Source organism: Bulleidia sp. zg-1006 (assembly GCF_016812035.1).
Lineage (GTDB): Bacteria > Bacillota_I > Bacilli_A > Erysipelotrichales > Erysipelotrichaceae > Bulleidia.
This window is the reverse complement of the sequence record NZ_CP069178.1, coordinates 60,382-74,670: the sequence shown is the minus strand read 5'-3', so window position 1 is coordinate 74,670 and position 14,289 is coordinate 60,382. Positions and strand designations below refer to the sequence as shown.

Sequence of the window (14,289 nt, the reverse complement as noted above, 5' to 3'; positions counted from 1 at the left end):
CCCCTCCTATTCTTCGCCTTCGTCGAATCCTACTTCGGCGGCTTCCACTACTTCTTCATCATCCTCAACGGTCATGAAACCTTCTGTTTCATTGGCATCATTAACCATGATGACATCTGAGTTAATTTCTGTTTCTTCACGTAGGTCTTGTTGTTCCATTTCCTTTAAGTCCATCTCATGACCTTCGCCATCCATCATACGAACATCAATAGCTAACGACTGTAATTCATGCACTAAGACACGGAAGGATTCAGGAATACCGGGTGTAGGCATGTCTTTACCTTTAACAATAGCTTCATAAGTCCTTGTACGACCAGTAATATCATCGGATTTAACTGTTAAGATTTCTTGTAAGGTATGGGAAGCACCATAGGCTTCAAGAGCCCAAACTTCCATTTCCCCAAATCTCTGCCCGCCATTTTGTGCTTTACCGCCTAGTGGCTGTTGCGTTACTAAAGAGTATGGACCAGTCGCACGAGCATGTAACTTATCATCGACCATGTGGGCTAACTTAATCATATACATGACACCAACCGAAATACGCTCGTCATAAGCTTCACCCGTCATGCCATCGTATAAGACGTACTTACCATCCGGTGAAGAACCGGCTTCTTTCATAATATTCGCTAAGTCTTCATTAGAGACACCATCAAAGACCGGTGTCGCAAACTTAACGCCTAAACGCTTCGCGGCTAAACCTAAATGAACTTCTAATACCTGTCCAATATTCATACGAGAAGGCACACCGAATGGATTCAACATCACATCAATTGGTGTTCCATCTGCCATGTATGGCATATCTTCCACCGGATTAATACGGGAAATGACACCCTTATTACCATGACGACCTGCCATCTTATCCCCTTCGGAAATCTTTCTCTTTTGAACGATGAACACTTTTACCATGCTCTTAACACCGTTTTTTAATTCAACGCCTTTATCATTGCGGTGGAATACGCGAACATCTAAGACTGTACCGGCACCACCATGTGGAACTTTCAAGGAATTATCACGAACTTCACGCGACTTCTCACCAAAGATAGCTAATAATAGCTTCTCTTCCGGGGAAACATCCGTTTGCCCCTTAGGAGTTACCTTACCAACTAAGATATCGCCTTCCTTAACATCAGCACCAACCATAATAATTCCACGAGGATCTAAGTTTCTCTTCGCCGCTTCGGCAACGTTTGGAATATCATAAGTGATTTCTTCGTCCCCTAATTTTGTCGTGCGACATTCAAGAGAATATTCTTCAATATGAACGGAAGTATAATAGTCTTCCGCCTGCATTTTTTCCGACATAATAATCGCATCTTCATAGTTGTAACCCTTCCAAGTCATAAAAGCAATCGTTACATTCTGACCTAGAGCTAATTCGCCATTTTGCATGGAAGGACCATCGGCTAAAATATCGCCACGTTCAATACGTTCGCCCTTTAGTACAATCGGTTTTTGATTTATACAAGTAGACGCATTGGAACGAGAATACTTCGTTAATTTATATTCCTTCATTTGCCCATCATCTTGAGCCACAACAACACGACTTGCGTCGACATAAGTAACCATACCCGAAGCTGTCGCCACACAAGCTTCTCCCGAATAACGAGCAATCATATGTTCCATACCCGTTCCGACAAATGGACTATGTGGATTTAATAACGGGACTGCCTGACGTTGCATATTAGCACCCATTAAGGCACGTGTGCAGTCATCATTTTCCAAGAAAGGTACACAAGCTGTCGCCACTGATACAATTTGGCGAGGAGATACATCCGCAAAATCAATCGTTTCTGCATCCGCCATCACAGTTTCACCGGCAACACGAGCAACTACTTTATCAGCAATTAATTTCCCATCCTTGATGGCATTCGATTGAGCAATCGCATGTTCGTTTTCTTCCTCAGCATCCATGTAAACAACTTCATCCGTTACAACACCTTTCTTCACTTTGCGATAAGGCGTTTCAATAAAGCCATATTCATTTACCTTCGCATAAGTTGTTAAATAAGAAATCAAACCAATGTTTGGACCTTCCGGTGTTTCAATTGGACAAATACGTCCATAGTGAGAGTTATGAATATCACGCACTTCAAATCCGGCACGTTCACGCGTTAATCCACCAGGACCCAAAGCGGAAATACGCCTCTTGTTTGACAATTCAGCTAACGGATTTTCTTGATCCATAAACTGCGATAATTGAGAAGCAGAGAAGAATTCCTTGACCGGCGTTGTTAATGGACGAATGTTTACCAATGTCTTAGGTGTTAATGAGGAAGTGTCTGAAATCGACATTCTGTCTTTAATTGTTCTTTCAGCACGACTTAAGCCCAAACGATATTGATTTTGAAGCAATTCACCCATTGTACGAATACGACGATTTGACAACATATCAATATCATCTTGACTACCAATGCCGTCCAACATGGTTAATTGATAATTGTATAAAGCATAAATATCCGAGATAGTAATGGTTTCTTTTTGGTTCAATGGATCAATACCAATAATCTTCACCGGATTTCCATCCACGTTGATTTCTACGGTTTGAACAGCCGCACCAACTAACCAAACTATTACTGCTTCACCAGCCATAACCCTCTTCACAATCGCTTCTTGATTGCGAGCTGTCATCGCATTACGACGAACATTTGGTGTATAGCCTCCCACATAAGCTTCACCATTTGAATTGACTACGTCTTTTCCACCAACGGTGATACGACCAATTTGGAATAAACGTTCTCCTAAATTCAAAACCGCATTCACATTATCATTAGTGACTTTTACTGCATTCGCATAAATTCCGGTATAAACAAGAATAGCCTCATATTGTTTTGAAATCGCTTTAACATCTTCCTCTGTTAAAACAGTTCCTTTTTCCAATTCATAATCGCCCGTAATATCTTGAGCTAAAATACGACCGATCAAGGACTTCTTCCAAGCAGTCTTAACTGAAGCCACTTCAGGATGCGAGAAAGCATGTATGAAAGGAACGGCACTCATGGCGATACCCTTGTTGATTTCTTCTCTTAGTTCATTCTTTAAGGAGCGCTCAATTTCAATGCCTTTCTTAATTAGAACTTTACCATCAGCACCAACCAGGTTTTCTGTTAAGCTATGACCAATCATACGATCTAAGATATTTAACTTACGACGCACTTTATAACGACCTGCTTTAGTTAAATCATAAGCTTTATGATCAAAGAAGCGAGAATCCATCAGGTTCATAGCACCATCTACCGTCGCAATTTCATCTTGACGCTGGTTTTGGTAAATCGCATACAAAGCATCGTTAGTTGTTGGTAATTTATCCGCGGCTAATGAATTTCTTAATTCTTCATAATTACCGAAAATGGATGTATATAATAAGGAATACTCATTTAATAATTCGGTTGTTTCTTCAGGAACAACAACATCTTTATGAACTGGTAATTTCAAGGCTTTTAAGAATTTTTGCATATCAGAAACAGAGACCGTTTCACCATTCTTTTCACGATTTAAAGATAAACCAATGGCTTTTAAGAAAATAGTACTTAAAATCTTACGACGACGGTCAACTGAAGTCATAACAACGCGGCCTAAGTTAGCTTTTTTTTCGTCGGTCAAAAATTCCAGCCATGTTCCACGCGCCGGAATTAATTCACTTGTATAGGTATCACGGCCCGTTCTATCTTCGGAAACAATGCCAAAGTAAGCCCCCGGGGAACGAACAATTTGCGAAACGATAACACGTTCTGCACCATTAATAATAAATGTGCCGCCCGGTGTCATTAAAGGTAATTCCCCTAAGTAAACATCTTCTCTCTTGGTTAGAACTTCACCCGTTGCCTGATCCACCATTTCAAGTTCCATGTCACCATACATCTTGGCACAATAATTAATTTGTTTGTGCTTACATTCAGCAACACCTAAAAGAGGTTCATCTAAACGATACCCTAAAAACTTTAAGCGGATGCTTTCGCTATGATTGGTAATTGGGAAAATGCCATCAAATACTTCTTGTACCCCTTCTCTTAAAAACCATTCGAAAGATTCTGTTTGAATCTCTACTAAATCAGGAAGATCTAAACCACTACTAACTTTTGAATAGTCACGACGCAATGCTTTATTCCCATATTTAACAACATGGTATGCCTGAGTTTCTTTCATATAGCCGCCTTTCTTGCCATAAAGTAAGTCAAAAATGGGTATAGTATCCCTTACCCAAATTCGATTCTTTTGCAATTTATTATAATAAACGATTAATTTGGTTTCGTCAACCAAGCTTTATGGGCTAATTGTCCCATCAACCCTTTAGTTTTACAATTCTATTTTCACTAATTTCAAAGATAACATCCGCAAAATCCTCAGACCCTCTTTCGTGGCTAGTATATACCAGCAATGAGTCTTCATGCGTCTGTAAATACTCCTTCAAGATTTGTTTCGTTTTTTCCTTAGAGCTTTGGTCCAACGCATCAAATGGTTCATCTAAAATGAGGTATTTTGGCTGGTCCATTAATGCCTGCATAATACGAAGCTTTTGTTTCATACCAAGGGAATAGCTTTTATATTTTTTATTCATATTCTCTGCCATATCAAAGTCCTCAGCCATAGCTAAAATTCCTTCTCGATCAATCCTGCGACGTATTTTGGCAAGCTCCATCAAATTTTCCAATCCCGTCCAATTATGATTAAATTCAGGGTTGTTAATACTAACACCGGCATTATGAATAATGTCAAACTCCTTCCCCAGTTCTTTTCCATCAATCAAAACCTTGCCCTCTGTCGCTAAGGATAAGCCACAAATAATTTTCAAAAGGACACTTTTACCCACACCATTTATCCCTTGGATGTAATTGATTTTGCCATCCTCGATTTTTAGATTCACATCCTCGAAAACCAAGTGGTTCCGATAAGCTTTTTTCACGCCTACTAATTCAATCATACCAAATCCCTCTTTTCTATAATTCGTTTCATCAACGTACCAACCGCTATCACTGTAAGAAGTAAGTTAATACCAAGCCATTTCAAAATTTCTAAAACAGTTTCTGTTGCAACAATAAATTTCGTATTAAAAGCAATATCTAAAGCACAAAATACGACGCATAAGTAGAAAAAAATATCCTTTGTTTTCTGATGATCTCTGAAAAGTAAATTTAATTCATACACCAAACTCAAGCACGCCATGGTGAAGGTATATTTCCACCATGAAAGCACCGTTGATATTGGGAAAGCCCATTGCAAGCAACACAAACCATTAACAATCCATAATAACAAGGTTGTCATCCCAGCATATATCAGCCACTCTCTTATCTTATTTTTTAATAAATAAGATAGCACACCGCTCCTTCCATTTCTAATCAATAAGAATTGACTATAGCCCTCTCTTTCCGATTGATTTTGTACAAAAGCCATCATTACCAATAAAGATTGCGTTAAAAACACCAACAAAACGCTAAGATTCAAGCGATTGTAATTCAGTTGTTCAAACCATTCAATTCGATACAAAAGATGAGTACTCCAATAAGCTCTATCCCTTAAAATCATGATGGCGGATAACACACTGATGGCTGTGTATAAAATAGAGATGCCAAAAAAATTCCTCTTCACTCTTCAATCCCCCTATACCAATTAGCATATATGCTCAATAAAATGATTATCCCTAGGTAAAATAACAGTCCTTGTAAAGAAGTGAAAATAGAATAAAGATGAATCCATTCCTCTCCTAATTCCAGATTTTTTGAATACAAAAAATCAATCAAGAAAACACCATATACTATTTCTACCCATAGATAACTTCTTGTTTTCTTAAAAACACAAAAGAAGCTCAATGATAGAAAGATACTTAAAATGGTTAAGCGAATATACACTCCCCAAGGAATAAACCATCCTAGGTGATGTTGATAATTATAGTATCCGTTAGCCATCAAAAGGAGTAAAAGAAAAATTCCAAGTTGCCTTAAATATTTCCCAAGCAAAAACCGCCAATAGTGATGATAATCTTGAAAGCGGGTTAACACGAAAACAATCGATACTCGATAATCCGTTAACAACAAGGTTAAAGCAGGTATGGAAAAAGTGATGTAAAAAGCTGTTAACAATTCTTCATAGCCACGCTTAAAAAAAGGCAAAATCCAAATGAGCATCCCGAAAAATAATAAATAAGTTGTATTTCTAAGAAGCATCTTTTTCATTAGTAATCCACCTTTTTATTCCGATACAAAAATGTTATATACATCAAAGTAAGAATAACAATATGTATAATAAATAACCACGTTGTATGAATATTAGGATAATCCCCGCTGACTAAAATACTTTTGGGATTCAAATAAATATAAAAATTGGGTAGTTTTGTTTTTAAAGCCAGCGAAATAAATTCCAAACCGGTAAAAACAATCGGAATTGTTAATAGGCTTTGGTATTTCTGTATGGATATTAGCGATAAGAAACCGGCTATCATTCCCCAAATATAGGGAATAACGAAAAATTTAACTGTTCCCTCCAAGAAAAAATAGAAATAAGGATGATTTAAAATCAAAGATTTACCAAACCAATCCAACAATATTTCTCGTGTTACCTCGTTTGCAACTCTACCTTTGGTTAACCATAACACTAAAAAATAATACAGAATAAAAGCCACATATAAAAACAATGAAAAATAGAAACTCTCTTGAGAAATTTTATGAATCAAATAGCGTTTTTTTGTTTTGAAACGAACCATTTCCATCTTTCCGATTTCACGAAACCATTTATAGAAATGATAAGTTAAAACTCCCAGTGCTAATGGCAAGATGATTTGATACATCATGACACCCATAACAACATTATGATTAAACAACAAAAAACTTCTCTCTGCCTCTAACATTGAAAATAAAGAATTAACATGACAGGGTTGTATATCCGAAAAACGACAATAATTTTCTCGATAAGAAGCACTCGTCAGCCATTCGAAAGTCGATTGAAGAAAACCAGTTTCATGAAGTGTTTCTATCACAAAAATCAGTAAAGAAAGTATTGAAATTAAAACATACAATTGTCTTTTTTTAAAAAACTCTTTCATAATTTCATATCTGAGTAAAAAGAATCTTAACATAAGTTTTCTTCATCTTACTCTCCTTTCTTATAATTCTAAGATTATCTAATTTATATATATCAAACTTTCATTCATTTTGTCAATGTTCTTTCTATTTTTTATAGTGTGACCATACAAGCTATATAAATATCGATTACTTAGCCTTCGTAGATACTCTTCAAAATCCAATACCCTGCCTTTTTTTCTATTATTGAGCAGTTGCCAAATATTTCTTCTAGCTTTTTAACGGAACTAGCTGCACCTTGTTGCTTGCGTATAACAATATACAAACAACCATCACTTTTTAAATGAGCCTTGCTATCGGTGTAAAATTGAAATAGAAAGCCCTTCCCTTGGCGGATTGGTGGATTACTAATAATGAAATCATACTTTTTATTTATGTATTCAAAACCATTAGATAGAAACACATTGGCTTTTAAATTGTTCCTTTCTACATTTGATTGGCACAAACGAATAGCACGATTATTGATGTCCACCATATCCATTTCGACATCATTGTGTCCCACTAACATTGAAAGACCAATTGGACCAATGCCACAGCCCATATCTAATCCTTTTCCAGATAGCTTTTCTTTCAATAAAGTTTGAATAAAAACATGACTGCCAAAATCCAATTCATCTTTAGAAAAAACACCTAAATCGCTTTGAAAAGTTAATGTCTTTCCTTGCACTGTATATTGATATTCTATTGGCTTTGAAGCCATATCATCGTTGTTACTAAAGTAATGTTTATTCTCCATATTCAATTAACTTAATAGTAAAGAATTCCCTTTCTTTTTTCAATAAAGGCAAAATAAAAAGGGCTATTAACCCTTTTTAGTTCATCCAAATTGAATTACTTAATGTCAACAGTAGCGCCAGCTTCCATTAACTTCTTCTTGATTTCTTCCGCCTCATCAGCAGGAATATCCTTCTTCAATTCAGCCGGAGCACTATCAACTAACTTCTTAGCATCAACTAAGCCTAAGCCGGTGATTTCACGTACAACCTTGATAACAGCAACCTTTGTTTCACCAACGCCTGTTAACGTAACAGTTACGCTAGCTGGAGCTGCATCAGCAACAGCTTCACCGGCACCGGCAGCTACAGCAACAGGAGCGGCGGCACTAACGCCATACTTTTCTTCAATTGCCTTTACTAATTCATTTAATTCTAAGATAGTTGCTTCATCTAAATAAGATAAAATTTCTTCTTGTGTTAACTTTGCCATTTTATTTTCCTCCTATTAGGCAGCCGCCTCTACTGCAGCTTCTTCTTTTACTTCTTCAACAACCGGAGCACCAGATGCTTTTGCTTCAGATACCGCATTAACCACACGAGCAAACGCAGATACCGGAGCATTTAATACAGATAACAACATCGATAACATGCCTTCTCTATTTGGTAATAATGATAATTCCTTGATTGTTTCCGGAGTCACAACAGCCCCTTCAACAATACCGGCCTTAAGAACTAAAGCCTTGTGATTTTTCGCAAACTTAGCTAAGACTCTAGCAGCTGATGTTTCATCTTCCGCAAAAGCAATCGCATTAGGACCTGTTAAGTATTCATTCAATTCAGCATATCCGGCCGCTTCAGCAGCACGAGAGGCTAGTGTATTCTTATACACCTTGAATTCAACACCTTCTGCACGTAACTTACGACGTAAATCCGTTACTTCTTCAACAGAAAGTCCGCGGTATTCCGCAATTACAGAGGATGAAGACTTTGTCAACTTTTCTTGAATCTCAGAAACAATATTTTGCTTCGATTCTAATACTGTTTGATTCATTTCTTCCGCCTTCCTATCCAGTTACCAATCCTGCTATAGATATTAAAACCTCGCTTCCAGACAAAGCGAGGCGAAAGAATACATTTACACTTTCATCTACCTCGGTAACCTTTTTAAGCATTTTAGCCGTTACTGTCTATGGCATTGATAACGTAGATATAATAATAAAATCAATTCTTTTTGTCAAATAAGTTAGTTTACTTTACAGCCTATGCCTTGTACCTTAGCTTGCTTAACAAAATCTTCATTTGTTAAATTTCTTAACATCTTAACATTACTGTCATTTAAGTAATTACTTAATTGACCACTTAAGCCGGAACTTAATTTGCCTTTCTTTAATTTTTGAACATCAATCTTAGAATATTGAACAAGGAACTTCATCTTCATCTTAAGATTATTTCCATTCTTCTTTGCACTGAGGTCAACTTCGCTAAAACCGGGAATCTTTCCCAATTCTTTTTTACCTTCAGATAAAGCACTTTGCACACCAATCATTTGTACATCAGTGATATTTTTTCCTGCAGGAAGTGGTGTTTCCATATCCATATCAAATCGTACCTTATCCATCTTATCTTTAGCTTTACCTAAAATATCTATTTTCATTTGCACATTAACACCTCTTTGTGACTGAGACGTTGTGCAAGTTGCGTATACGCTCCCATTCGAACCTCTAAAGAATACAGCCCAAACAATCAAAGCCACAAGAACCACACCCGCTACAACAATCAATGGAACCCATTTCTTATTTGCTTTCACGCCAATGTACTTAGCATCTAAAGGTTGGTTAGGAACGACTTCCGGCTTCACTTCCTTAACCTCTTCCTCTTTCACTTCTTCAACCTTTTCAGCTACTTCTTCTCTCACTTTTTCTGTTGTTTCAACTTTTGTTTCTTCTGTTACTTCCTCATTTTTAGTAACTTCTGTATCTGCTTCAGTTGGAGTTCCGCATTCTGTACAGAACTTAGCATCATCAGCTAATTCAGCTCCACATTTTTTGCAGTTCATATAATTCCCCTCCTACATATACGTCTATGATACATTATTTTTTTTAAAATAAAAAGAAGGCGCTTGCCTCCTTATCTATTTAGTCGATGTTAACCTTGATGCCAGGTCCCATTGTTGTCGACACTGTCACACTCTTCAAGTAAGTACCCTTAACCGTATTAGGACGAGCTTTAACAATCACATCCAATAAAGCCTTATAGTTTTCAGCTAATTGTTCTTCTGTGAAAGAAGTCTTACCAACTAAAACATTGATGTTACCATCACGGTCAACACGGTATTCCACTTTACCCTTCTTGATTTCATCAATGGCCTTCGCAACATCCATAGTGACTGTACCGGTCTTTGGATTCGGCATCAATCCCTTAGGACCCAAAACCTTACCCAACTTACCCAATTGACCCATCATATCGGGAGTGGCTACGATAATATCGAAACCAAACCATCCACGACTAATTTCATCAATCATATCCTTGCCACCAACGAAATCAGCACCAGCCGCCTTCGCTTCTTCTTCCTTAGCACCTTGTGTAATCACAAGAACTTTTTGTGTCTTACCCGTACCATTCGGAAGAACCATAGCCCCACGAATATTTTGCTCAGCTTGACGAGGATCAACGTTTAACACGAAGCTGGCTTCAACCGAAGAATCAAACTTTGTTGTGCTTAAAGATTTCGCTAAAGCCAAAGCTTCTTTGTAGTCATATAACTTGGAGTGATCTACCTTTTCAAAAGAACTCTTATATTTTTTACCAGCCATTAGTAAGATCCTCCTTCAATTTCAATACCCATGTTACGAGCTGTACCTGCAACAATCTTCATTGCGGATTCAACATCGTTTGCGTTTAAGTCAGGTAACTTGTATTCCGCAATTTCACGAAGTTGAGCTTCGGTAATCTTACCCGCTTTAACAGTCTTAGGTGTTCCCGATGCCTTTTGAATGCCGGCGGCTTTCTTTAATAAGTTAGCTGCAGGTGTTGTCTTAATAACAAAACTAAAAGATTTGTCTTCATACGCAGTAATAATAACCGGAACAATGTCACCATGACGATCCTTTGTTGCATCGTTAAATTGCGTACAGAATTGTGGCATGTTAATACCGGCAGATGCCAACGCCGGTCCCGGTTTTGCCCCACCAGCCGGGAATTGTAGCTTAGCTACTTTTGCAATTTTTTTCTTTGCCATGTGGTTTCCTCCTATATCTTTCCACATGCTGTGGTAAACGAAGTATTGCTCTTCTCCCACGCACGTTGCACATAATTGTGCCTACTTACTCTACACGGAAAAAGTCTTTTCGTCAATAAAGAATTATCATAGAACAAGTAGTACCCAAGTAATGGTATGACTCAAAAGCTTGTCATATATATCGAACCGTGATATAGTACAAATATACCGAGCTACGATATATCGAACTTAGATGGAGGATTTATATGGATTTGAAATTAAAAAGAATTTATATTCCAATGTCCGAAACCGCTTTTTACATTTTGTATTGCTTACAAAGCTACCAACATGGGTATGGAATTGGTCAACAAGTCAAAAAAATGACAAATAACGAAGTAAGTATTAGCCCCGGAACTATGTATGGAACATTATCCAAAATGGAAAAGGATGGACTCATTCAATTTATTCGTGAAGAAAACAAGAGAAAATTGTATCTAATTACCGATTTAGGAAAAGAAATACTAAACATTGAACTAAAGCGCATTAAACGACTATATCAAAACAGTCTTGGAGGAGAATATCATGGCTAAACAAAAAACAAAAATGAGATTTTTTACCATTGCGGATTACTTGGAAGAAGAAAAGTGGCTCGAACAAGAACATAAAAATGGATGGAAGTTAGTTAAAATGACCATTCCTTGTTTCTTTGTGTTTGAAGAATGCCCGCCGGAAAACGCCGTTTATAAACTCGAATATAAAGATGAAAATGCCGCTGAGGATTACCTTCAAATGTATCAAGATTATGGTTGGGATTACTTAGGTTCTTGTTGGGGATGGAATTATTTCAGAAAAATAGTTGTGGAAGGAGAAGATGAAAATGATAAAGAAATATTTTCTGATACCGAGTCCAAAATAACTATGATTAACCATATTTTAAAAACCCGAATGTGGATTCTATTAGTGATATTTTGTGTCATTATTATTCTTAATATACGACATTCTATGTTTCGTAAATTTGGTTTTGTTTCTATTGTAGGGCTCATTTATTTAATTCTATTTATTCTTTATCTATACCTTTTAATCCACAGTGGATTAAAACTAAGAAAAATAAAAAAAGACTTACTAAAAAAGGAATGATTTCTCATCCCTTAATTCGCACCTTGATAATCAGCGTCTGATCGACCTAATACAATGTTAACGATAGGAGCCGCAAATATAATACCAATGGCTAGCCCATTTCCTTTATTGAAAGCTTTTGTTTCATGAAAAGAACGAATAGCAGCTAATACCAATGCAACAATGAACGCAAATAAACCAAACCAAGCCATCACTTGAATTTTTGTTGCGCTACCAAGCCACCAAAGAGGTAAGCCAAGAATACAAACTGCCCAAATCAAAGCTACTTTTTTGTTAGCCCAAGTTAATTGGAACATTCTAAATTCTCTGTAAAAAGGAATAAAAGCAGCTACTGTATTTACTTTTGCTTTCTTAAACAATAATAAATGCCCATAACTCTGTAAAATATACCAGATAATACCCCAAATAGCGTAAGTGGTAATGATAGAAGATAATTCTTTTGACATATCTTTTCTCCTATTCTTCTTCTAATTTTTGTAAATCACCATAACTAATCTCATTTGGTGTTTCACGACCAAATAATAAAGTCATCACTGTTGCAATCTGCGTTTGATCATTCATTGCTGAAATATGACCAACCATATTCGCAAATGGGCCGGTCAAAATCTTCACATTGTCCCCAACTTGGAAGTCAACCACAACCTTTTGATCACCATTGCCCATACGACGTAGAATTGATTCCATTTCGTCTTCTGAAACGGGGAAAGGCTTAGCCCCACCACCGGAAGAACCAATAAATCCGGTAACACCGGGTGTATTACGAACCACATACCATGCTTGATCCGTCATTTTCATTTGCACAAAAATATAACCCGGGAACATATTTACCTTTTTCACTTCTGATTTGTTGTTCTTTTTAATGACAATTTCTTCTTCTTCCGCAACGAAAATACGGAATAAAGAATCCTGAATACCCATGGTTTCCAAACGCTTTTCAAGATTATCTTTTACTCGATTCTCATGACCGGCGTATGTGTTTACCACATACCAACGCACTTCATGTTCATCATCGGTAGCTTTCGCCACTTTTTCTATTTCATTCATTTCACTCATTTGCTTAGCCTCCAATTCCAACAGTCTTTAACAAGAAAGCAATTGAGAAATCACACAAAATAAAGAACAACGAGAAGAAAAGCGTAAACACTAATACTTCTGTTGCGTTTTGAAATGTACCGGGTTCACTACTGATTGTTTTCCACTTAGGCCAACGAACACGGCTCGCTTCCTTGCGAATACCACTAAATGTAAACCAATGGTCTTTAGCTGGAACGTTATTCTTTACTTGTCTCTTATCTGTCATTTGTTTTTTATCAGTCATACAGGACCTCCTACTTCGTTTCCTTATGGAGTGTGGTTTTCGCACACTTTGGACAATACTTTTTCAATTCCAGTCGCTTGTTTAAATTCTTAGTACGATTGGTTGTATAGTTCCGAGAATTGCATTCACTGCAAATCAATGTAAGTTTATCCTTTTTTACCACGACGAAAAGTACTCCTAATCCAATTTACTTTAGCATAACCCCGGCATTATCGTCAACGCCACTTATTCATACAAAGCTCTTTTAATTTTCTTCTTCACCCTTTGCAAACGACCATCGTATTGTTTCTTAGATAAGCCCAACTTATCCGAAGCATCTTGATAACTATCACTAGCCAGCCAACAAGATAAAATATTCCTTTCTTCCGCATCCAAAAGACCAATTTCTTCTTGCAAACGATTGGCGGCCGTCTGATATTGCACATAGTATTCCGGTTCTGCTAAACGATTACTCTGCTCCAAAATCTCATAATAATTCGTATCTTGGTCATCTAAAGAAATAGCATCAAAGCCCTTATGCTGATGATCTACTAAAATATCGCGCACCACATTCCAAATTCTTCGTTTCACAACCAAACAAACAAATGTCTTAAAAGTCGTATTCTTACTTTCTTGATATTGGTTAATCGCTTGAAATAAAGATATCCTGGCTTCTTGCAATAAATCATCTCGATAACAACGTACCGAGGGGTAGGCCATCAAGGTTTGATTCACCAACGCATTCAACAAACCCTCATATTGAAGAAAAAGAGCCGTTTGGGCATACTCATCACCCATGCGACTCATATAAATCAGTTCATAAGAATTTTCATAAATAGACATGTTCTCCTC

18 protein-coding genes and 1 other annotated feature are annotated in these 14,289 nt (G+C 37.0%); of the genes, 2 read left to right on the top strand and 16 right to left on the bottom strand.

Annotated features, from left to right (window positions below; genetic code table 11):
* Positions 1-6 precede the first annotated feature (6 nt).
* The 11 genes from JOS54_RS00375 to rplK form a co-directional block, all read right to left on the bottom strand.
* Positions 7-4,143 carry a DNA-directed RNA polymerase subunit beta gene (locus tag JOS54_RS00375; protein WP_203245106.1) on the bottom strand — a complete coding sequence of 1,379 codons (4,137 nt, stop codon included), beginning with the start codon at positions 4,141-4,143 and terminating at the stop codon, positions 7-9.
* Positions 4,144-4,279: 136 nt separating this feature from the next.
* The gene (locus JOS54_RS00370; RefSeq protein WP_203245105.1) at positions 4,280-4,918 is read right to left on the bottom strand and encodes an ATP-binding cassette domain-containing protein; all 639 of its coding nucleotides are present in this window, start codon (positions 4,916-4,918) and stop codon (positions 4,280-4,282) included.
* Positions 4,915-5,583: a hypothetical protein gene (locus JOS54_RS00365; RefSeq protein WP_203245104.1), complete on the bottom strand. Its 669-nt coding sequence runs from the start codon at positions 5,581-5,583 to the stop codon at positions 4,915-4,917. The genes JOS54_RS00370 and JOS54_RS00365 overlap by 4 nt, the downstream gene beginning before the upstream one ends.
* A complete protein-coding gene (locus JOS54_RS00360; RefSeq protein WP_203245102.1) occupies positions 5,580-6,167 on the bottom strand; it encodes a hypothetical protein in 588 nt (195 codons plus the stop codon). The genes JOS54_RS00365 and JOS54_RS00360 overlap by 4 nt, the downstream gene beginning before the upstream one ends.
* The gene (locus JOS54_RS00355; protein WP_203245101.1) at positions 6,167-7,033 is read right to left on the bottom strand and encodes a hypothetical protein; all 867 of its coding nucleotides are present in this window, start codon (positions 7,031-7,033) and stop codon (positions 6,167-6,169) included. The genes JOS54_RS00360 and JOS54_RS00355 overlap by 1 nt, the downstream gene beginning before the upstream one ends.
* 170 nt (positions 7,034-7,203) lie before the next feature.
* The gene (locus JOS54_RS00350; RefSeq protein WP_203245100.1) at positions 7,204-7,806 is read right to left on the bottom strand and encodes a class I SAM-dependent methyltransferase; all 603 of its coding nucleotides are present in this window, start codon (positions 7,804-7,806) and stop codon (positions 7,204-7,206) included.
* Between the two features lie 95 nt (positions 7,807-7,901).
* Complete coding sequence (rplL, locus tag JOS54_RS00345; RefSeq protein WP_203245098.1) at positions 7,902-8,276, bottom strand: 50S ribosomal protein L7/L12; 375 nt, start codon at positions 8,274-8,276, stop codon at positions 7,902-7,904.
* A 15-nt stretch (positions 8,277-8,291) separates the two neighbouring features.
* On the bottom strand, positions 8,292-8,837 hold the full coding sequence (gene rplJ / locus JOS54_RS00340) for a 50S ribosomal protein L10 (RefSeq protein WP_203245097.1): 546 nt from the start codon (positions 8,835-8,837) through the stop codon (positions 8,292-8,294).
* A gap of 32 nt (positions 8,838-8,869) precedes the next feature.
* Positions 8,870-8,997 (bottom strand) — a sequence feature (ribosomal protein L10 leader region).
* A 32-nt stretch (positions 8,998-9,029) separates the two neighbouring features.
* Positions 9,030-9,842 carry a zinc ribbon domain-containing protein gene (locus JOS54_RS00335; protein ID WP_203245096.1) on the bottom strand — a complete coding sequence of 271 codons (813 nt, stop codon included), beginning with the start codon at positions 9,840-9,842 and terminating at the stop codon, positions 9,030-9,032.
* A gap of 79 nt (positions 9,843-9,921) precedes the next feature.
* On the bottom strand, positions 9,922-10,599 hold the full coding sequence (gene rplA / locus JOS54_RS00330; RefSeq protein ID WP_203245095.1) for a 50S ribosomal protein L1: 678 nt from the start codon (positions 10,597-10,599) through the stop codon (positions 9,922-9,924).
* The gene (gene rplK / locus JOS54_RS00325) at positions 10,599-11,024 is read right to left on the bottom strand and encodes a 50S ribosomal protein L11 (RefSeq protein ID WP_203245094.1); all 426 of its coding nucleotides are present in this window, start codon (positions 11,022-11,024) and stop codon (positions 10,599-10,601) included. Before rplK ends, rplA begins: the two co-directional genes overlap by 1 nt.
* 245 nt (positions 11,025-11,269) lie before the next feature.
* On the opposite strand from rplK, the gene JOS54_RS00320 reads away from it, so the two are divergent.
* Entirely contained in the window at positions 11,270-11,593 is a 324-nt protein-coding gene (locus tag JOS54_RS00320) for a PadR family transcriptional regulator (RefSeq protein ID WP_203245092.1), read from the top strand.
* Positions 11,586-12,140, top strand: coding sequence for a DUF2812 domain-containing protein (locus tag JOS54_RS00315; RefSeq protein WP_203245090.1), 555 nt, complete (start codon positions 11,586-11,588; stop codon positions 12,138-12,140). Before JOS54_RS00320 ends, JOS54_RS00315 begins: the two co-directional genes overlap by 8 nt.
* An 11-nt stretch (positions 12,141-12,151) precedes the next feature.
* Here the strand turns inward: JOS54_RS00315 and JOS54_RS00310 are convergent, their stop codons facing one another.
* From JOS54_RS00310 to JOS54_RS00290, 5 genes are all read right to left on the bottom strand, one after another.
* Positions 12,152-12,586: a DUF5684 domain-containing protein gene (locus tag JOS54_RS00310; RefSeq protein WP_203245089.1), complete on the bottom strand. Its 435-nt coding sequence runs from the start codon at positions 12,584-12,586 to the stop codon at positions 12,152-12,154.
* Positions 12,587-12,596: 10 nt separating this feature from the next.
* Positions 12,597-13,193 (bottom strand): transcription termination/antitermination protein NusG, encoded by a 597-nt coding sequence (nusG, locus tag JOS54_RS00305; protein WP_203245088.1) that lies wholly within the window; start codon positions 13,191-13,193, stop codon positions 12,597-12,599.
* Between the two features lie 4 nt (positions 13,194-13,197).
* Positions 13,198-13,458: a preprotein translocase subunit SecE gene (locus JOS54_RS00300; RefSeq protein WP_220282067.1), complete on the bottom strand. Its 261-nt coding sequence runs from the start codon at positions 13,456-13,458 to the stop codon at positions 13,198-13,200.
* Between the two features lie 10 nt (positions 13,459-13,468).
* Entirely contained in the window at positions 13,469-13,621 is a 153-nt protein-coding gene (gene rpmG, locus JOS54_RS00295) for a 50S ribosomal protein L33 (protein ID WP_203245087.1), read from the bottom strand.
* A gap of 62 nt (positions 13,622-13,683) precedes the next feature.
* Positions 13,684-14,280: a sigma-70 family RNA polymerase sigma factor gene (locus tag JOS54_RS00290; protein WP_203245086.1), complete on the bottom strand. Its 597-nt coding sequence runs from the start codon at positions 14,278-14,280 to the stop codon at positions 13,684-13,686.
* Positions 14,281-14,289 lie beyond the last annotated feature (9 nt).